18 protein-coding genes are annotated in these 17,262 nt (G+C 64.7%); 6 read left to right on the top strand and 12 right to left on the bottom strand.

The window, feature by feature from the left end; all coding sequences use genetic code 11:
* Nucleotides 1–336 precede the first annotated feature (336 nt).
* The 3 genes from DRF71_RS14760 to DRF71_RS14750 all read right to left on the bottom strand — a co-directional run bounded on the left by DRF71_RS14760 (nucleotide 337) and on the right by DRF71_RS14750 (nucleotide 2,413).
* Complete coding sequence (locus tag DRF71_RS14760) at nucleotides 337–1,101, bottom strand: lysophospholipid acyltransferase family protein (RefSeq protein WP_112311356.1); 765 nt, start codon at nucleotides 1,099–1,101, stop codon at nucleotides 337–339.
* A 95-nt stretch (nucleotides 1,102–1,196) separates the two neighbouring features.
* Nucleotides 1,197–1,979 (bottom strand): GNAT family N-acetyltransferase, encoded by a 783-nt coding sequence (locus DRF71_RS14755; RefSeq protein WP_112311217.1) that lies wholly within the window; start codon nucleotides 1,977–1,979, stop codon nucleotides 1,197–1,199.
* Nucleotides 1,980–2,239: 260 nt separating this feature from the next.
* Nucleotides 2,240–2,413 (bottom strand): DUF3553 domain-containing protein, encoded by a 174-nt coding sequence (locus DRF71_RS14750; RefSeq protein WP_112311355.1) that lies wholly within the window; start codon nucleotides 2,411–2,413, stop codon nucleotides 2,240–2,242.
* A 24-nt stretch (nucleotides 2,414–2,437) separates the two neighbouring features.
* Between DRF71_RS14750 and DRF71_RS14745 the strand changes: the two genes are divergently transcribed.
* Complete coding sequence (locus tag DRF71_RS14745) at nucleotides 2,438–3,103, top strand: histidine phosphotransferase family protein (RefSeq protein WP_112311216.1); 666 nt, start codon at nucleotides 2,438–2,440, stop codon at nucleotides 3,101–3,103.
* 34 nt (nucleotides 3,104–3,137) lie between these two features.
* Here DRF71_RS14745 and DRF71_RS14740 read toward each other — a convergent pair whose 3' ends face one another.
* The 6 genes from DRF71_RS14740 to DRF71_RS14720 form a co-directional block, all read right to left on the bottom strand.
* Nucleotides 3,138–3,869, bottom strand: a complete 732-nt coding sequence (locus tag DRF71_RS14740; protein WP_112311215.1) for a sulfate/molybdate ABC transporter ATP-binding protein — start codon at nucleotides 3,867–3,869, stop codon at nucleotides 3,138–3,140.
* Nucleotides 3,870–3,938: 69 nt separating this feature from the next.
* Nucleotides 3,939–4,823: a sulfate ABC transporter permease subunit CysW gene (cysW, locus tag DRF71_RS14735; RefSeq protein WP_112311214.1), complete on the bottom strand. Its 885-nt coding sequence runs from the start codon at nucleotides 4,821–4,823 to the stop codon at nucleotides 3,939–3,941.
* Entirely contained in the window at nucleotides 4,816–5,748 is a 933-nt protein-coding gene (locus DRF71_RS14730) for an ABC transporter permease (protein WP_112311213.1), read from the bottom strand. The genes cysW and DRF71_RS14730 overlap by 8 nt, the downstream gene beginning before the upstream one ends.
* Before the next feature lie 10 nt (nucleotides 5,749–5,758).
* Nucleotides 5,759–6,964 carry a sulfate ABC transporter substrate-binding protein gene (locus DRF71_RS14725; RefSeq protein WP_232831514.1) on the bottom strand — a complete coding sequence of 402 codons (1,206 nt, stop codon included), beginning with the start codon at nucleotides 6,962–6,964 and terminating at the stop codon, nucleotides 5,759–5,761.
* 17 nt (nucleotides 6,965–6,981) lie between these two features.
* A complete protein-coding gene (locus DRF71_RS27480; RefSeq protein ID WP_157971100.1) occupies nucleotides 6,982–7,236 on the bottom strand; it encodes a hypothetical protein in 255 nt (84 codons plus the stop codon).
* A 263-nt stretch (nucleotides 7,237–7,499) separates the two neighbouring features.
* Nucleotides 7,500–7,952, bottom strand: coding sequence for an RrF2 family transcriptional regulator (locus DRF71_RS14720; protein WP_112311212.1), 453 nt, complete (start codon nucleotides 7,950–7,952; stop codon nucleotides 7,500–7,502).
* Between the two features lie 285 nt (nucleotides 7,953–8,237).
* On the opposite strand from DRF71_RS14720, the gene DRF71_RS14715 reads away from it, so the two are divergent.
* Nucleotides 8,238–8,711: an Lrp/AsnC family transcriptional regulator gene (locus DRF71_RS14715; RefSeq protein ID WP_112311211.1), complete on the top strand. Its 474-nt coding sequence runs from the start codon at nucleotides 8,238–8,240 to the stop codon at nucleotides 8,709–8,711.
* Between the two features lie 95 nt (nucleotides 8,712–8,806).
* On the opposite strand, the gene DRF71_RS14710 is transcribed toward DRF71_RS14715, so the two are convergent.
* Nucleotides 8,807–9,412: a LysE family translocator gene (locus DRF71_RS14710; RefSeq protein WP_112311353.1), complete on the bottom strand. Its 606-nt coding sequence runs from the start codon at nucleotides 9,410–9,412 to the stop codon at nucleotides 8,807–8,809.
* 72 nt (nucleotides 9,413–9,484) lie between these two features.
* Here DRF71_RS14710 and DRF71_RS14705 point away from each other — a divergent pair, with 72 nt between their 5' ends.
* Both DRF71_RS14705 and DRF71_RS14700 read left to right on the top strand, forming a co-directional pair.
* Nucleotides 9,485–9,937 (top strand): Lrp/AsnC family transcriptional regulator, encoded by a 453-nt coding sequence (locus DRF71_RS14705; protein ID WP_112311210.1) that lies wholly within the window; start codon nucleotides 9,485–9,487, stop codon nucleotides 9,935–9,937.
* A 159-nt stretch (nucleotides 9,938–10,096) separates the two neighbouring features.
* Nucleotides 10,097–11,407, top strand: a complete 1,311-nt coding sequence (locus DRF71_RS14700) for an O-acetylhomoserine aminocarboxypropyltransferase/cysteine synthase family protein (RefSeq protein WP_112311209.1) — start codon at nucleotides 10,097–10,099, stop codon at nucleotides 11,405–11,407.
* A 53-nt stretch (nucleotides 11,408–11,460) separates the two neighbouring features.
* On the opposite strand, the gene DRF71_RS14695 is transcribed toward DRF71_RS14700, so the two are convergent.
* Nucleotides 11,461–12,168: an SIMPL domain-containing protein gene (locus tag DRF71_RS14695; RefSeq protein ID WP_112311208.1), complete on the bottom strand. Its 708-nt coding sequence runs from the start codon at nucleotides 12,166–12,168 to the stop codon at nucleotides 11,461–11,463.
* A gap of 171 nt (nucleotides 12,169–12,339) precedes the next feature.
* On the opposite strand from DRF71_RS14695, the gene DRF71_RS14690 reads away from it, so the two are divergent.
* The gene (locus DRF71_RS14690; protein WP_112311207.1) at nucleotides 12,340–15,843 is read left to right on the top strand and encodes a hypothetical protein; all 3,504 of its coding nucleotides are present in this window, start codon (nucleotides 12,340–12,342) and stop codon (nucleotides 15,841–15,843) included.
* Nucleotides 15,844–15,925: 82 nt separating this feature from the next.
* On the opposite strand, the gene cobT is transcribed toward DRF71_RS14690, so the two are convergent.
* Entirely contained in the window at nucleotides 15,926–16,951 is a 1,026-nt protein-coding gene (cobT, locus tag DRF71_RS14685; protein ID WP_112311206.1) for a nicotinate-nucleotide--dimethylbenzimidazole phosphoribosyltransferase, read from the bottom strand.
* A gap of 99 nt (nucleotides 16,952–17,050) precedes the next feature.
* Between cobT and DRF71_RS28655 the strand changes: the two genes are divergently transcribed.
* Nucleotides 17,051–17,262 (top strand): adenosylcobinamide-GDP ribazoletransferase (locus DRF71_RS28655; protein WP_232831531.1); only part of this gene is annotated, 212 nt, incomplete at its 3' end.

Below are 17,262 nucleotides of genomic sequence, written 5' to 3'. Positions count from 1 at the left end.
AAAAAATGCGCTTCGTGACGATTTTTTGTCAGGCGCCAATAAAATAAGGCATTTTGGCGAGGCTCTGCTCAGAGGGCTTGCAGGCTTATCCCCATGCTCGCGGGCAAAATGTGGATAAGTTCATGGAATCAATGCCTCACACCCCGGAATCAGGGGGATGATTCTGACCGATTCACCCCTTTCCCCGCCCCTGACCGCGGCAGATTCGTCATTTTGCTTCGCGAGACTCTGCCCTTCGGCACCCGATTCACCGCGCAGTCATCGGATTCGCCCTGCGCCCGGCATGAAAAAGGCCCGGGCAGTGCCGGGCCTTTGCGTCTCTCGTATATAGAGGGGTCAGTTTCGCGCCAGCGGGTGCGCCGTGCGGATCACCCGCTCGCAATAGAGCGCCAGCTCCTTGCGGCCGGGAAAGGCATCGACCGGCACCGGCGGGTGCCAGATCACCTCGACCCGGCCCTGGCGCGGCACAGAGAGCACCTGCAAAAGATGCGTCGCGAAATCCATATCGCCCCACCAGCCGTAAAAGCGCGGATCCTCGCCCGGCGGCGCATGCCACACCACGGTGACCGGCTGGATTTGCAACACCCGGTCCAGCCCATGGGTATAGAAGGCCTGGAACAGCGTCGATTTGAACGGCAAGACGGTGAGACTGTCGGTCGAAGTGCCCTCGGGGAAGAACAAGAGCTGATGGCCGGCGCGCAGCCGCTCCTCAAACACCTGTTGCTGGCGTTTCGCCTCGGTCCCCTTGCGCGAGATAAAGACGGTGCCGGTGGCTTTCGCCAGCAACCCGATGCCCGGCCAGCCGGAGACCTCGGATTTCGAGACGAAATAGATGCTTTGCCCGGCATTCAGCGGGAAGATGTCGATCCAGCCGGCATGATTTGCGACGACGGCTCCTTTATGGGCCATCGGCACGCCTTGCGTGGAATAGCCGATCCCCATGATGCGCAGCGCATTGCGGCAGATGAAGCGGGTGATCCAGGGAGAGACCGGGCGGTTCTGACCACAAAGCGGCCATTCGATCAGCCGGATCAGCGAATGGATCAGCAGGCCAAGGCCAAGGAATGCCACCAGAACACCGCCGCGCAGGCCAATGAGCATCCAGCGCAGCGGACCGAACCGGCGGGCCGGCGGCGGGGCATCATCCGGAGAAAAGGTGTCGAGAGAGGCTTCCGGCGGGTGGTCTTCGGTCTGGCTCAAGTCGTCCCCTGTTTGCGCGTATAGAAATCCCGATGGCGGGAGGACATCTTCCCGGTATCCATCAGAAGGCAAACATCGGTTGTATTGAAGGGATGGTCAACAAAGGCGCCATCCCCGACAAAGCCGCCCAGGCGCAGATAGGCTTTGATCAGCGCCGGCATCTGCACCATGGCCGAGGCGCGGTCCAGATCCCCGGACGGGATCAGATCCATCGCGGCACGGCCCGGCTCCAGCGCGCGGACGCGGAGTTCGGGCGGCGCGAGGTGATTGTGCCAGAGCCAGGACAGAGGTTTCGCCAGCGCCGCCACATCGGTGCCGTGGAAAGAGGCGGGGCCGAACATCACCTCGATGCCACGCTCCAGCACATATTCCGCAAGCCCGTTCCACAAGAGGAACATCGCCGCGCCCCCCCGGTGATCGGGATGCACACAGGTGCGCCCCAGTTCCAGCAGCCGTCGCCCGGTCGCGCGCAGAGGCGCGAGGTCATATTCATCCTCGGAATAGAACCGCCCGCCCGGCGGCAGCTTATCGCAAGGCAGCAGGCGATAAGCCCCCACCACATGATCGCCGCTCTCGGGCGGGATGCGTTTGTCGATCAGCACCAGATGGTCAAAGATCGCATCAAAGGCATCGGTCTCGATCCGCCTTGCATGGTCGATCATGCCGCCACTGGCGCCCAGTTCCTCGACAAAGACCAGATAGCGCAGACGCTGGGCCCCGAAGAGATCGGTCGCCTCCGTCGCAAGGCGGAGCGTGTAGATGGTTTCTTCGGCAAGCATATCGTCAGGAGGCGGCTTTATATAAGGGACGTCTCTGGCGCTGGCGACGCAAGAGGACAGGCCCCGCGCCACAAAGTTCCGGCTCTCTTCCTGACTTAGTCTTGTAACAGTTTTGTTGCAATCCAAAGCTCCGTGATCAGAAGCCCGGGCAACGGGTGCAATCTGGCCGCGATCCGGTGCCTTCAGGGGCGGCGCGCGCAGGCCGTTGCGCGTCCGCTGCCGTTAATCCTTGATAATCCTGAAAAAAGGCCCCACGCTGTTCAGATACCGAATTCGGGACGCAGATCCACATTCCTGCTGTCGATCACCTGCTTGCCCGCGTGTTCAAAGTTAACGGTTACCCGTCCTCCGATATTTGACTGCACCTGCCCCAGCCCCCATTCGGGACGCGAGGGGTGCCGCACGAACATACCGGGTTCAAGGAGTGAGTTCATCAAAGCAATTCCCGAGGCTATCATATGCAAGACAAAACCGATCTGGCGGCGCTTATCGGATCACGGATCTGCCATGACCTTATCAGCCCAATCGGAGCGATCGGCAACGGGGTCGAGCTGATGATGATGGATCGCAGCGCCGCTTCGCCCGAACTGGCGCTGATTGCTGAAAGCGTGGAAAGCGCCAATGCGCGGATCCGGTTCTTCCGGGTGGCTTTCGGCCTCGCCGGCGCCGATCAGCGCATCGCGCGCAGCGAGGTGACCGGCATCCTGACCGCGATGTCACGCGGCGGGCGGCTTAAGCTCGACTGGTCCAGCGGCACCGATCTTGACCGTCGCGATGTCAAACTGGCCTTTTTGCTGCTGCAATGCCTTGAGACCGCCCTGCCCTATGGCGGCAGCATCCGGACCATCCACCATGCAGCCGGTCACGGCGGCGCGAATGCGGATGAGACGGGCTCGGGTGAGGCGGGCTGGCAGATCGTGGCCGAGGCGGCGCGGATGCGGGCAGAGCCGCGGTTCTGGGACATGTTCCACCCGGATTTTTCCGGAATGCCGGCCAGCGACGCCGAAGAACGGCCGGTGCCGGCCTCGCATGTGCAATTCGCCCTCGCACTTGGTGAACTCCGCATCCGCGGCCAGAACCTCAGCTGCGGGATCGGGGACGGCGTGATCCGGCTGGGCTGGTAGGGCCTGCCGCCATCAGCCCCCCCCGGGGCCGCCCTCAGGCCGCGATGAAATTGCGGACGAAATCGGTGGCCGGCCGGGCGCGGATATCGGCAGGCCGGCCGATCTGTTCGATCCGGCCGCCATTCTGCGAGCCGGACATGACCACCACCAGATCGGCCAGCTCCATCGCCTCTTCCTGGTCATGGGTCACGAATACCGTGGTCAGCCCGGTTTCGTCATGGATATCGCGCAGGCCCTGGCGCAACTCTTTGCGCACCTTGGCATCCAGCGCGCCGAAGGGCTCATCAAGAAGCAGCATCCGGGGTTCGATCGCCAGCGCGCGGGCAAGCGCCACACGCTGCCGCTGACCGCCGGAAAGCTGGCTGGGATAGCGCGCGCCGATATCCGGCAGCTGGATCAGTTCCAGCAATTTGGTCACCCGGCGGGTGATCTCGGCCTTTGGCGGCCGCACGGCGCGGGCCCGGGCGCGCAGCCCATAGGCGATATTCTCGAACACCGTCATATGGCGGAAAAGCGCATAGGACTGGAACACGAAACCCGCGCGGCGTTGCTGCACCGTCAGCCCGGTTGCGTCCTGCCCGTCGAACAGAACCCGGCCCGAAGTGGGGAATTCCAGCCCGCCCAGGATCCGCAGAAGCGTCGTCTTCCCCGATCCCGAGGGCCCAAGCAGCGCCACCAGCGCCCCCGAGGGGATCGACAGCGATACCGGCGTCAATGCGGCCGTGGCGCCAAAGGCTTTCGAGATTTCGTCGATTTCGATTTTCATGGGGTGCTCCTGTGGCTGCTGGCGGTGGGGCTCTGCCCCACACCCCGGAGTATTTAAATCAAGAGGAAGTCAGTGGCCGCGCCGGTTGGCGGAGAGTTCTCCGGCATGCCGGTTTTCGAGCCAGGTCTTCAGAAGAAGGGTCAGCAGCGCGAGGAAGGCGAGCAGCCCCGCCATCGAGAAGGCCGCGGCCGCCTGGTATTCATTATAGAACATCTCGATTTTCAGCGGCATCGTCGTGGCACTTTCGCGGCGGCCCGAGACGACCGCGACGGCGCCGAATTCGCCCATGGCGCGGGCATTGCTTAAGAGCACGCCGTATAAGAGCGCCCAGCGGATATTCGGCAGCGTGACGGTCAGGAAGGTGCGCCATCCCGAGGCACCCAGCGTCAGCGCGGCCTCTTCCTCGGCACGGCCCTGTTCGATCATTACCGGGATCAGCTCGCGCGCGACGAAGGGGAAGGTGACGAAGACGGTGGCCAGCACGATCCCCGGCAGCGCGAAGACAATGGGAAAGCCATTGCCGACCAGCCAGGAGCCGATGGCGGTATTGGCGCCGAACAGCAGAACGATGCAAAGGCCTGCAACCACCGGCGAGACCGAGAAAGGCAGGTCGATCAGGGTGATCAGGAAGGCCTTGCCGCGAAAGTCGAATTTGGTGATGAACCAGGCGGCGGCGATGCCGAAGGCGGCGTTCAGCGGCACTGCAATGGCGGCGACGGTCAGTGTCAGTTTGATCGCGGGCAGGGCCTCGCGGCTGATCAGGCTTTTCCAGGCCGCTTCCCAGCCCTTGGACAGCGCCTCGACAAAGACCGCGATCAGAGGGGCGAAGACCAGCACCGCCAGCGCCACCGTCACGAAAGCGATCAGCAGCCAGCGCGCCAGCGGCGCCTCATCGGTGGGGGAGCGAAAGCGCGCAGCGGGGGCGGCGGGGGATGAATGGCTCAAATCAGACATAACCGATTCTCCGGCGGCTCCAGACCTGGATGAGATTGATCACCAGCAGCATGGCGAATGAGATCACGAGCATGGCGATGCCGATGGCGGCGGCGCCGTCATAGCTGAACTCTTCCAGCTGGATGACGATCAGCAAGGGTGCGATCTCGGTCACCAGCGGCTTGTTCCCCGCAATGAAGATGACCGAGCCATATTCGCCCACCGCCCGCGCCAGCGAAAGCGCAAAGCCGGTCAGCGCCGCAGGGAGCAGCATCGGCCAGATCACCCGTCGCAAAGTATGAAAGCGCGAGGCGCCCAGCGTGGCTGAGGCCTCTTCCACCTCCCGCTCGATCTCATGGATCACGGGCTGCACGGTACGGGCAACGAAGGGCAGGCCCACGAAGACCAGCGCAATGAAGATACCAAGGGTAGAATAGGCGATGCGCGGCGGCACCTGCAGGGTCCAGGGCTCGAATCCGAGGCCCATGATCAGCGCATTCAGCGCCGCTTCGGGATATTCAAGACCGGCATTCAGCGCCGGCGCGATGGTCTTCGTCCAGCTGGCGCCGAAAAAGCCGTTCGGAGCGTAAAGCGCGGTCAGCGCGATGCCGGCCACAGCGGTCGGCAGCGCGAAGGGCAGATCGACCGCTGCGTCAAGGATCCGGTGCCCGGGAAAGCGGTAACGCGCCAGCACCCAGGCGAGGATCACCCCGAAGATCAGGTTGAACAACGCCGCATAGAAAGAGAGGCGGAAGGAGAGATACAGCGCCTTCCAGACCCGCTCGCGGTTTACGGTGGCCCAGACCCCCTCGGCCCCATAGTTGACGCCCTGCAAAAGCAGGGCGCCGATGGGCAGCAAAACCACAATCGAGAGCATCGTGAAGGTGATCCCCATCGACAGGCCAAGGCCGGGCATCGGGGATTTGTAGACAAGCGGCCTGCCCATAGGGGGGTCCTTACTTAGCGACGTAGATCTGGTCGAAGGTGCCGCCATCCCCGAAATGCTCGGGCTGCGCTTTTGCCCAGCCGCCGAAATCGGCGATGGTCACAAGATCCAGTTCCGGAAAACGCGCCACGTCATCGGGATTGGCAGCCGAGGCATCCCAGGCCCGGTAGAAGTTTTTGAAGGCAATCGCCTGGCCTTCCGGGCTGTAGAGATAGTTCAGATAGGCCTCGGCCAGTTTGCGCTGCTCATCCGATTTGATATTGCCCTCAACCAGGGCGACCGGCGGCTCGGCAAGGATCGACACGCTCGGAACCACGATGTCGAAACTGTCATCGCCGATTTCCTGCAATGCCAGATAGGCCTCGTTCTCCCAGGCCAGCAGCACGTCACCGATCTCGCGCTGCACGAAAGTGGTGGTCGAGCCGCGCGCGCCGGTATCCAGCACCGGCACATGTTCAAACAGCTCTTTCACGAATTCCTTCGGATCCTTGCCGTTCTTCTCGGCCCAGGCCCAGGCAGCCAGATAGTTCCAGCGCGCGCCGCCCGAGGTTTTCGGGTTCGGCGTGATCACCTCGACGCCCTCCTGCACCAGGTCGCCCCAGTCCTTCAGGCCCTTCGGATTGCCTTCGCGCACCAGGAACACAATGGTCGAGGTATAAGGAGAGGAATTGTGCGGCAGTTTGGTCTGCCAGTCTGCCGGCAGTTTGCCGGTCTCGGCCACGCGGTCGATATCGCCGGCCAGCGCGAGCGTCAGCACCTGGGCCTCCAGCCCTTCGACGACCGCACGCGCCTGGGCGCCGGAGCCACCATGCGAAACCTCGATCGCCGGCGCTTCATTGCCCTGGGCGACCCAGTATTTCTCGAAAGCCTCGTTGAATTCGCGGTAAAGCTCGCGGGTCGGGTCGTAAGAGACGTTCAGAAGCGACTCCGCCTGGACCGGGGCGGCCAGCGCGCCGGCCACCACCAGGGCAATCCCGGCCACGGCACCGCGGATCAGCCGCGAGACCGGCCAGCCTTCAGAGCTGCGAAAGCCGGCGAGAATGGTCGCGCGGCCCTCACGCGGGTTGTGGTGCGGGCTGTGGTGCAGGCCGGGCTGGCGGGCGGTGCGGATGGTCATGTCTTTCTCCTGAATGGCGGTGGTCACGGCCTCGGCCACGGGCGCCCGGGGCAGCGACAGCATGGGCACGAGGCCAAAAAGCGAATGAGAATGGGTCATGTTGAGCGGCCCCTTGCTTACGGTTCGATCAGATCGACGCGGGCTTCCCAGACCGAGCGGTCACGGCCCGAAAGAAGCTCGGCCACCGCGTCAGACGGGCGCCGGGTAAAGATCACCAGCGGCGTGCCGTTGACGCGATGCGTCATGCCGGTACGGCGGTCGATCAGGCGAACGACACAGGTGCCGGACATGCCCTGACCCTGGGCCGTACGGCCGATCTGGGTGTAAGCGTTGCCCGTTGCGGGCGTTCCGAAAGCAAATGCTGCGGTCATCCTGCACTCTCCTGCTCTTGTCCTGTCCGGCACCGTGCCGGCCAATACACATAATAACGACAGGATTACTCGTTATTTGCAAAGGAAAGTTTCTGGCAAAATCTGCCCATCCTGTAGAAGAAAATTCTCCTGGCGGCCGGGATGGCAGCAAAGATCCATCGCGCACCGGGGCCGGCCGGTTTTCAGGTCAGGGAATCGCGGCGATTTATGCGAGCCTGCGCATCCGCTGCGAGAACCCGTTTACCCAGGTTCCGCGCGGCGCCTCAGCCGCCCAGCACCTGCTCGGCCACCCTGTCAGAGCGCAGCATGTCTTCCAGCGTCAGGGATTCGATGATCACCAGATAGGACCAGAAGACCTCGGCAAAGACCTTGCGGATGCGGCAGCTCGCCTCATCGGTGCAATCCTCGCAGCGCTGATAGGCGCGGCGCGACAGGCAGGGAAGCGGCGCGATGGGGCCGTCGATCAGCCGCAACAGCTCGGAAATCGAGACCTCGACCGGCTTCTTGATCAGCGAATAGCCGCCCGAACGCCCGCGCGTCGAGGCGATCACCCCGGCATTGCGGACCTCAAGCAGGATATGTTCCAGAAAGCGCTTCGGCGTGCCCGAGCGGCGCGCGATCTCTTCGATGGTCAATGCCACGGGCTCGGGTTTGCCGGCTTCGTCACCAAGAACGAGAAGGGCCTTGAGGGCATATTTCATCTTCTGGGTGATCATACGGATAAGCCTATGGACACTGTCAGCGCGAATCAATCTGGCAAAGCGAGGTTTTCCCCGTCTTGCGGGTTCATCTGGAATGATTGCCCGCGAAAAACAAGGGATTCCGGGCCAGTTTCCCTGGATGGAATTAAAGACGATTTAACCAGTAGACAAAACAGTATTTATGCGCCCAGAATGAGAAAGAACCCACTGCCAGATTGCCTGAAAACAGACTGGCGGCCCGAAAACAGACCCGGCACCTGAAACAAGGCTGGCTGTCTGAAACCAGATGGAGAGCAACAGATGGACAATCTCGATCTGATCGACCGCAAAATCGTTGCAGAACTGATGCGCGACGCCACCCTGCCGGTGGCGCAGATCGCGGATCGGGTCGGCCTGTCGCAGACACCCTGCTGGAAGCGTATCCAGAAGCTGGAGACCAATGGCGTGCTCACGGGGCGCGTGGCGCTGGCCAATCCGGCGCGGCTGGGTTTCGGGCTGACGGTGTTCATCGGCATCGAGGCGCCGGATCATTCGGCCGCCTGGCGCGACACCTTTACCCGCGCGGTGGGGCAGTTTGCCGAGGTGATGGAGGTCTACCGGATGGCGGGCGAGATGGATTACCTGCTGAGGGTCTCGGTCGCGGATATGGAGAGCTTTGACCAGCTGTATAAACGGCTGACCGATGCGGTGCCGATCAAGAACCTGACCTCCCATTTCGCGATGGAGCGGATGAAATTCTCGACCGCCTATCCGGTGGATACGCGCAACCGGTAAGGGCGCCGCCCTCTGGCGAGGGCGCGGGGGCTCTGCCCCCGGGTCCTGCGGACCTCCCCCGGAGTATTTGGGTCAAGAGGAAGAGAGGCCCTGCGCTATCCTGCCAGTTTCATGGTGATGACCGGCCAGAGCGACAGGATCAGCAGCACGGCCATCGTCCAGTTGAAGGCCCGCAGCCGCACCGGGTCGGAGAGCCAGCGTTGCAGCCCCTGCCCTGCAGCGGCCCAGGCCGAGGTCGAGGGCAACGAAACCACCGCAAAAGCCGCTGCCGCCAGCAGGAGCGACGGGGCGTCGGGCTCCGGGATATAGGCGGCGACGCCGCCCAGAGCCATAGCCCAGGCCTTTGGGTTCACCCATTGAAACGCGGCGGCCTGCAATAGCGTCATCGGCTTTGCGCCGGCATTGCGCTCTCCGGGCGCGGAAGACATCGCGATCTTCCAGGCCAGCCAGAGCATATAGGCCACCGACAGCAGCTTCAGCACCGTCAGCGAGGGCGGCCAGGCGCGGAAGATGCCTGCCACCCCCAGCCCGGTCAGCAGCACAAGGCTGACCACCCCGAGGGTGATCCCCAGCATATGCGGGATGGTGCGGCGAAAACCGAAATTCACCCCCGAGGCGATCAGCATCATATTGTTCGGCCCCGGGGTGAAGGTCGTGGCCATGGCAAAGCCCGTCAGGGCGAGGAGCGCTTCATATGTCATGGCGCAATCATTACCCTCCTGGCCCGCAACCTGCTTGCAAAGATGCGGGTCAAGAACCATATTTTGCAACTTATGGCCATACATGACCAAATTGACGAAAAAATATTGCGCGCCCTGTCGCAGGATGGGCGGCTGACCAATCTGGCGCTGGCGGCGAAGATAGGGCTTTCGCCCTCGGCCACTTTGCGCCGGGTGCAGGATCTGGAGCGAATCGGCGTCATCCGCGGCTACCGCGCCGTGCTGGATCCGGAAAAGCTGGGGATCGGCTTCATCGCCTATATCACCGTCGGGCTGAACACCCATACCAAAGCCTCGCAGGAGGCGTTTGAACGCGCGGTGATCCTGGCGCCACAGGTGCGCGAATGCCATAACATCACCGGATCGGTGGAATATCTGCTGCGGGTCGAGACGCGGGATCTGGCAAGTTACAAACACTGGCATACCGAGATCCTCGGCACCCTGCCCCAGGTGCGCTCGGTCACCACCTATGTGGTGATGGGCAGCCCCAAGGATGATCGCGCCTGAAAATCCCCCTCAAGGGATATTCTGCTCTCAGAGACGGGCGGAAAGAAAGATTTGCATGATCCTTATGAAGAAAGAGACCGGATCCGGCTGCATCCGGAGATTGCCGCGCCGGGCGGCTTTGCCTAGTCTCGCGCCCGGACGGAGACATGGGAGGACGATATGACCGAAAACGCAGAGCCGAAGCCGCAGGGATTTGACACGCTGGCAGTTCATGCCGGGGCAAGCCCCGATCCCGCGACCGGCGCGATCAACCCGCCGATCTATCAGACCACCGCCTATCAGTTCAAAGATGCCGACCATGCGGCGCGGCTTTTTGGCCTTGAAGAGGTGGGCTATATCTATTCGCGCCTGACCAATCCGACCATCTCGGCGCTGGTTGCCCGCGTCGCGGCACTGGAAGGTGCCGTGGGCGGCATCGCCTGCTCCTCGGGCCATGCGGCGCAGATCATGGCGCTTTTCCCGCTGATGGGTCCGGGCAAGAATATCGTTGCCTCGACAAGGCTTTACGGCGGCACGATCACCCAGTTCAGCCAGACGATCAAACGCTTCGGCTGGTCGGCTAAATTCGTCGATACCGATGATCTGGGCGCAGTGGCAAAGGCCGTCGACAAGAACACCCGCGCGATCTTTGCCGAGACCATCGCCAATCCCGGCGGCTATATCACCGATATCCCGGCGCTGGCGAAGATCGCAGACCGCAAGGGAATACCGCTGATCATCGACAACACCACGGCGACGCCTTACCTGTGTAACCCGATTGCGCTTGGCGCGACGCTGGTGGTGCATTCCGCCACCAAATACCTGACCGGCAATGGCACGGTCACCGGCGGCATCGTTCTCGATTCGGGCAAGTTCAACTGGTCGGAATCGGACAAGTTCCCCTCGCTCTCGCAGCCGGAGCCCGCCTATCACGGCCTCACCTTCCACCCGACTTTGGGCGGCATGGCCTATACCTTCCACTCCATCGCCGTGGGTCTCAGGGATCTGGGCATGACGATGAACCCGCAGGGCGCGCATTACACGCTGATGGGGATCGAGACGCTGGGTCTTCGGATGGAGCGTCATGTGGGGAACGCCAAAAAGGTCGCCGAATGGCTGGAGGCCGATCCCCGCGTCGAATTCGTGACCTGGGCCGGGCTGAAATCATCGCCCTCTTATAAAAAGGTGAAGAAGATCACGCCGAAGGGCGCAGGCGCCCTGTTCACCTTCGCCCTGAAGGATGGCTATGACGCCTGTGTCAGCCTGATCAACAATCTGAAACTGTTCCGCCATGTGGCGAATCTGGGTGATACGCGCTCGCTGATCATCCATTCGGCCTCGACCACCCACCGGCAGCTGACCGAAGAGCAGCAGATCAAGGCGGGGGCGGCACCGAATGTGGTGCGGGTCTCGATCGGGATCGAGGATGCGGCGGATATCATCGCCGATCTTGACCAGGCGATCACCGCAGCCACCGGCAAAAGCCGCTGAAACAGAACGGGCGGCGGGTCAGCCCCGCCGCCCGTCCGTTTGTCGGTCTCCGATCAGTCGGCGATTTCCCAGCTGATGGTGACATTGGCCTGATAGCTGACCTCACCGCGCTGCACCGGAACCGAGGCCGCTTCGGCCTTGAACATCGGCGCCGGGCCGCCATTGAAGCCGCCGCCATCGGTGATCGAGACCAGATCGCCCAGTTTCACACCCGAGGCCCCGGCCAGCAGTTCCGCCCGCGCCCGCGCATCGGCAACCGCCAGCTTGCGCGCCTCATCCAGCGCCGGGCGCGGGTCGATCAGCGCGAAATTCACCCCGTTCAGCGTGTTCGCGCCATCGGCCACCACCTGATCAAGCACCTCACCCAGCTTGCCCAGGTCACGGATGCCGACCGTCAGATAGTTCATCGCGGTAAACCCGTCGATCTTCTGCGCGCCCGAAGAAGAATAGGAATTCGCCCAGTTCGGATTGACCGACAGACCCGAGGTCTGCATGTCGCCCTCGGCAATCCCGGCCTCTTTCAGCCGGGCAATCACCTTCTCCATATCGGTGGAATTCAGTTTCAGCGCCTCGCCGGCGCTGGCGCCCACCGTGGTGACCCCGATGGAAATCGTCGCCATATCCGGCGCGCGCGAGATGCTCGCTTCGCCATTGACGGTGATCAGCGCCCTGCCCTCTGCCAAAAGCGGCGAGGCTGCAGCCAGCGCGGCACCAAAGGCCGCGGCCGAGAGCGTGATTCTGAAGAAGGACCGCATACGCATGAAAGACTCCTTATCTCTGCGACTGCTTACTGAACATTAACGCATGTCGATGACCATTCCCTGGTGCGTTCACGGGTCTTTTTCTTTTATTCGGCAAAAAGCTGCTATAGGGAGTACTGATCCCGTCCGGGCGCGTTTCCGCGCCCAGTTGTCCTGTGCTAGGCCTGTGGAATGAAACCAGACTTTGCCCTTAATTTCACCGATACCAGCATCGCGCTTCTGCACCGGACGGCGAAGGGCTGGCTGAAGATCGGTGAAACGCCCTTCGACGCAGCCGATCTTGAGGATGCGCTGGATTATATGCGCAAGACCGCGCTTGGCCTTTCACCGGGTGGATTCACGACGAAACTGGTGATTCCGGCGTCGCAGATCCTTTACACCGAGGTGGATATCTCGGGCGGCGATGATGAGCGTACCGCGCGCGAGATCTCGACCGCGATCGAGGCGCGAACCCCCTATCGCGCCGCTGAGGTCGCCTGGGACTGGCAGCGCGGCGAGGGCCGCACCGCCAGGGTCGCCGCCGTGGCGCGCGAAACCCTGGCCGAGGCGGAATCCTTTGCCGCAACGCATAAATTCAGCCCGGTCGCCTTTGTCGCCATCCCTGATGAGGCCGATTTCGACGGGGAGCCCTGGTTTGGCGAGGCTCCCGATGCGCGCAATTACCTCCCAGATGGCGAAAACGTCGAACGCGACGCGACACCGATTCTGCTGATCGACGAGGCCCGCGCCGCCCGCCGCCGTGCGAAAGCCGCGCGTCAGGCCGAGATAGAGGCCACCCGTCAGGCCGAATCGGAATCCGAACCCGCTATTGACACCCAAAGCCTGCCTGTCACCGCGAATGAATGGCCCGCAGGCGATGAACCCGCAGATCCGGAACCCGCCACCGAAGCCCTCGCGCCCTATACTGCCCCCGGGACGGTCGCTTCCGCGGCTCCGGCAGAGGATGATCAGGCGGAGACTGCTTTACTCCCGCCGGAAGAGGCGCCGGAAATCGCCTTCGCCCCGCCCCCCGTCATTGAGGACCCCGCAGCAGAGGCGCCCCCCCCTGAGGCGCCGGTCGCTGCCGCTCGCGCCCCCCAGGCCGAGCTGCCGCTTGAGGCCGCGCCCGGTTTCGATCAGCCCGCCCCCTTCGGCTCGGCCGCAAAACCGGTCGTGACAGCGACGCCCGCGCCGGGCCCGCGTGTCGCGATCACCGAAATCACCCCGCTTGGCAATGCCGTGGCGGCGGCGCCCCCGGTTGTGGCGCCGGCTCCGGTCGCACCGGCAGTGGCGCCGGTCGTGACCGCCGCGCCAGCCCCCGGGCCCCGGATCAACCTGACCGCAGGCGTGGTTCACAGCCCCGCCGCCCCGGCTTCCGCGCCCGCAGCATCTGCGACCACCGCAGCTGTGGCTACGCCCGACCTCGCCGATGCCGATCCGGATGAGGCACCCTTTGCCCATGTGCCGGAAAACACCTCCTTCCCCGAGGCGGACGAGGCCCCGGACCTGCCACCGCTGCCGCATCTGGCGCGCCGCATGGCGGGGCTTGGCCCGGCCACCGGACAGCCGGTCGCGCCCGGTCCGCTCGCCCGGGCGCCGGCCCCGCGTCAGCAAGCCGCACAACCGGCCGCCTATTCCGCCAGCGTGACCGATGAACCGGACGAGGACCTGCCGCCCGCCCCCTCTGCGGCAACGCTGGCCGCCTATGGCCGGTCGGGCCGCGCAGCCCAGGCGGGCGCCATTGCCCAGACGACCAGTGCGGCCAGGGCCGCCCCGCATGGCAGCATTCCCCCGGCGCCTCCCACCGTCCCGGATGAGGAGGATCGGCCAGCTTCCCCGCTGAATGGCGGGCGTGAGGAACTGGCGGCGCCGCCTCGCAACGGCAGCAATGGCAAAACGGCGCGGGCGGGCAGCCTGGCCGGCCGGATCACCGCGCCCTCGATCCCGGGAACGCGCAAGACCCGTGCCCTGCCTGCGACCACAGGCGCTGCGCCCGCCACCCGGAGCAGTGGCCCCGGCGGCACCGAAGATGCCGCCCGCAGCCTCAGCCAGTCGCCCTTTGCCCCGCGCAAACAACGGGGAAAACCGCGATTCCTGGGTCTGGTTCTGACGGCGATCCTGCTGCTTTGCCTTGCTCTGGTGGCGGCCTGGTCCTCCTTCTACCTGTCGTCCAACCGCACCTCCGGCGAGGAAGAGACCCAGGTTGCCGCCACTTCGGCAACCGACAGCGCCGGGCTGGACGTCAGCACGGATGATGAGATGCTCGCCGATGGGTTCGACCCCGAGGCTGAGGCGGATGGCATCACGGCGGATGCAGGCCAGGACCCGACGGCTGATGCCGTCACCAATCCCGCGCCCGAAACCACCGGGGCCGAAGCGGCGCCCGACACCGCGCTGGAAAGCGAAAGCCCGGCAGCGGTTGCGCTGCTGGACGCCGAGGATGAGATCTTCCTCTCCAGCTCTGACGCACCGCCGCCGGCCTTTGACGCGCTGTCGCTCCCGGGCCCGGATGCCAGTGCCGAGGCGCCGCCAGGCGCCCCGATGCCGCCGCCGCCCTATGGCACTGTCTATCGTTACGACGAAAACCAGATGCTGATTCCAACCGCTGCGGGGCTGCCGACCCCCGGCGGTTATATGCTTTTTGAAGGCAAGCCGCCGCTTGTGCCGCCGCCGCGCAGCGCCGTGGCCGAAGCCGCAGCCGAGGCTGCCCGCCTTGCAGCCACACCCGCCGCCGCGCCCGCCACCCTTCCGGAGGCAGCGCCCGGTGATGCGGCCACTGCGCCGGTTCAGGGGGAGGCTCCGGTTGGTGAGACACCGGGCGCTGCTGCCGCAGCCCCTGCCATCGCGGATACCGGCGCTGCCGGCAATCCCTCGCTTGCCGGCGAGGCGGTCGGGGTGACGCCCGCCGTGGCAGATACCGCTGCCGCAGCCACGGCCACCGCAGAACCTGCCGTCCAGCCCAATCCCGAGCTTGCCGACCGCCGGCCGCGCGCCCGTCCCGATCGCGCCTTGCCCGATGATGATGCCGCCTTGCAGCCGGCGACCGCTCCGGTCGAATTCGCCAGCCTGCGGCCGCGTCAGCGGCCCGCGACTGTCGAGGCCGCCAGCACAAAGGCCCGCGCCGATACCGCCGCCGCCTCGCTGGCGAATGAGGCCGAGGTTCAGCTGGCCTCGGCGACCATGCCCGCGCTCAGCGCCGAAGAGGCTGCCAATCCGTCGATTATGACGATCTCGCTCCGTCCCGCACCCCGACCCAGGGATTTCAGCCGCGCGGTTGAGGCGGCGGTTGCTGCGGCCGTCCGCGCCCCGGAGCCCGCACCGGCCCCGGTCGAGACCGCCGCAGCCCCGGAACCGGCGCCGAAGAGCAAGAGCAAAGCGGCGACAAAGCCCGAAGAGCTTGATGAGATCGACGAGCCGGAGGTTGCAGCAGGCCCGGCACCGAAGATCCCGACCACCGCCAACGTTGCCAAACAGGCGACCTATTCCAAGGCGATCAACCTCGGAAAGGTCAATCTGATCGGGGTCTATGGGCCTCCGTCCAAGCGTTACGCCCTGGTCCGGACGCCGAATGGCAAATATAACAAGGTCTGGGTCGGCGATAAGATCGACGGTGGCCAGGTCAAGGCGATCACCCAGAATGAGGTGCGCTATCAAAAAGGCGGCCGCCTGATCGCATTGGCAATGCCCAAGGGCTGATCCCACCGCAATGTTGTAAAAATGAAAAAGGGGCCGGATCTGCCGGCCCCTTTTTCATTGCAATTGTTCGATAAGGGAAAGCTCAGGCCTCGCTGACGCCGGCTTCGGTAAAGGTTGCCATGCCGGAATGGCAGGCCAGCGCCGCCCGGATCAGACCAAGGGCCACCCCCGCGCCGGAGCCTTCGCCCAGCCGCAACCCAAGGGACAACAGCGGCTCTTTTCCAATCGCATGCAAAAGCCTGCCATGCGCGCCCTCGGCGCTCAGATGCGCCGCCATGCAATGATCCAGCGCGCCGGGCAGCATCCGCTCAAGCACCGCCGCCGCCGTACAGGCGATGAATCCATCCAGCAACACCGGCACCCGCAACAGTCGCGCATGCAGCACCGCCCCGGTCATCGCCGCCACTTCGCGCCCACCCAGCCGGCGCAGCGCCTCGAACGGATCGCCCAGCTGGCCGTCATGCAGGTCAAGCGCCAGCGCCACTGCCGCCTCCTTGCGCCTCAGCCCCGCATCATCCAGCCCGGTGCCGCGCCCGCACCAGCCCGCCACACCTTCGTCATGGCCGAACAAAGCCGCCGACAAAGCCGCCGCAGAGGTGGTGTTCCCGATCCCCATCTCACCCGCGATGAAGAGATCGGTGCCGGGCTGCACGGCCCGCCAACCGGCCAGCAATGCGGTCAGGAGTTCGGCCTCCTCCATCGCGGGGCCGGCGCAGAAATCCCGGGTCGGGCGGTCCAGCTCCAGCGCGATCACGTCGAGATCGGCGCCAAAGGCCCGCGCGAGCTGGTTGATCGCAGCACCGCCCTGGCGGAAATTTTCAACCATCTGCACCGTGACCTCGGCCGGAAAAGCCGAGATGCCGCGCGCGGTGACGCCGTGATTGCCGGCAAAGACGGTGATCTGCACCCGCGCGGCTTCGGGCACGGCCCGCCTTTGCCAGGCGGCAAGCCAGCGGGTGATCTCCTCCAGCCGGCCAAGCGCGCCCGGCGGTTTCGTCAACACCGCATCGCGCGCCCGCGCGGCGGCAACCGCCGCCTCATCGGGGGGCGGCAGCGCGGCGAAAACGGCGCGGAAATCGGCAAGGGAGACCGGGTCGGGGCGCTGCATGGATATCTCCGGAACTGGCCGCAGGAACCGGGCGGGAGTTGATCCCGCCTCGCCCAGGGGTTACCCCATGCTGACACGCCGTTCCAGCCGGAAAGACCGATGACCGAAAACAACCCGCGGCCCGGGCGCCTCACTGCCGGGCGGTTTCTCCAGGATCTGCCCTCGGCCTTTGCGCTGTTGACGCGGCTGCCGGTGCCGGCGCATCGCCATAGCGGCGCCGCCAGCGCCTGGGCCTGGCCGCTGGTGGGGCTGGCCTGTGGAGCAACCGGGGTCGCGGTGATCTGGCTGGGAGAGCTGTTGCGCCTGCCGCC

It is taken from the genome of Pseudogemmobacter bohemicus, from assembly GCF_003290025.1.
GTDB lineage: Bacteria > Pseudomonadota > Alphaproteobacteria > Rhodobacterales > Rhodobacteraceae > Pseudogemmobacter > Pseudogemmobacter bohemicus.
The sequence above is the reverse complement of the archived record's forward strand: the minus strand, read 5'-3'. Positions and strand labels throughout refer to the sequence as shown.

Coding starts and splice junctions, on each gene's coding strand:
- DRF71_RS14760 (WP_112311356.1), bottom strand. CDS start 1,101: ATGCTCATTGGCCTGCGCGGCGGTGTTCTGGTGGCATTCCTTGGCCTT.
- DRF71_RS14755 (WP_112311217.1), bottom strand. CDS start 1,979: ATGCTTGCCGAAGAAACCATCTACACGCTCCGCCTTGCGACGGAGGCG.
- DRF71_RS14750 (WP_112311355.1), bottom strand. CDS start 2,413: ATGAACTCACTCCTTGAACCCGGTATGTTCGTGCGGCACCCCTCGCGT.
- DRF71_RS14745 (WP_112311216.1), top strand. CDS start 2,438: ATGCAAGACAAAACCGATCTGGCGGCGCTTATCGGATCACGGATCTGC.
- DRF71_RS14740 (WP_112311215.1), bottom strand. CDS start 3,869: ATGAAAATCGAAATCGACGAAATCTCGAAAGCCTTTGGCGCCACGGCC.
- cysW (WP_112311214.1), bottom strand. CDS start 4,823: ATGTCTGATTTGAGCCATTCATCCCCCGCCGCCCCCGCTGCGCGCTTT.
- DRF71_RS14730 (WP_112311213.1), bottom strand. CDS start 5,748: ATGGGCAGGCCGCTTGTCTACAAATCCCCGATGCCCGGCCTTGGCCTG.
- DRF71_RS14725 (WP_232831514.1), bottom strand. CDS start 6,964: ATGACCCATTCTCATTCGCTTTTTGGCCTCGTGCCCATGCTGTCGCTG.
- DRF71_RS27480 (WP_157971100.1), bottom strand. CDS start 7,236: ATGACCGCAGCATTTGCTTTCGGAACGCCCGCAACGGGCAACGCTTAC.
- DRF71_RS14720 (WP_112311212.1), bottom strand. CDS start 7,952: ATGATCACCCAGAAGATGAAATATGCCCTCAAGGCCCTTCTCGTTCTT.
- DRF71_RS14715 (WP_112311211.1), top strand. CDS start 8,238: ATGGACAATCTCGATCTGATCGACCGCAAAATCGTTGCAGAACTGATG.
- DRF71_RS14710 (WP_112311353.1), bottom strand. CDS start 9,412: ATGACATATGAAGCGCTCCTCGCCCTGACGGGCTTTGCCATGGCCACG.
- DRF71_RS14705 (WP_112311210.1), top strand. CDS start 9,485: ATGGCCATACATGACCAAATTGACGAAAAAATATTGCGCGCCCTGTCG.
- DRF71_RS14700 (WP_112311209.1), top strand. CDS start 10,097: ATGACCGAAAACGCAGAGCCGAAGCCGCAGGGATTTGACACGCTGGCA.
- DRF71_RS14695 (WP_112311208.1), bottom strand. CDS start 12,168: ATGCGTATGCGGTCCTTCTTCAGAATCACGCTCTCGGCCGCGGCCTTT.
- DRF71_RS14690 (WP_112311207.1), top strand. CDS start 12,340: ATGAAACCAGACTTTGCCCTTAATTTCACCGATACCAGCATCGCGCTT.
- cobT (WP_112311206.1), bottom strand. CDS start 16,951: ATGCAGCGCCCCGACCCGGTCTCCCTTGCCGATTTCCGCGCCGTTTTC.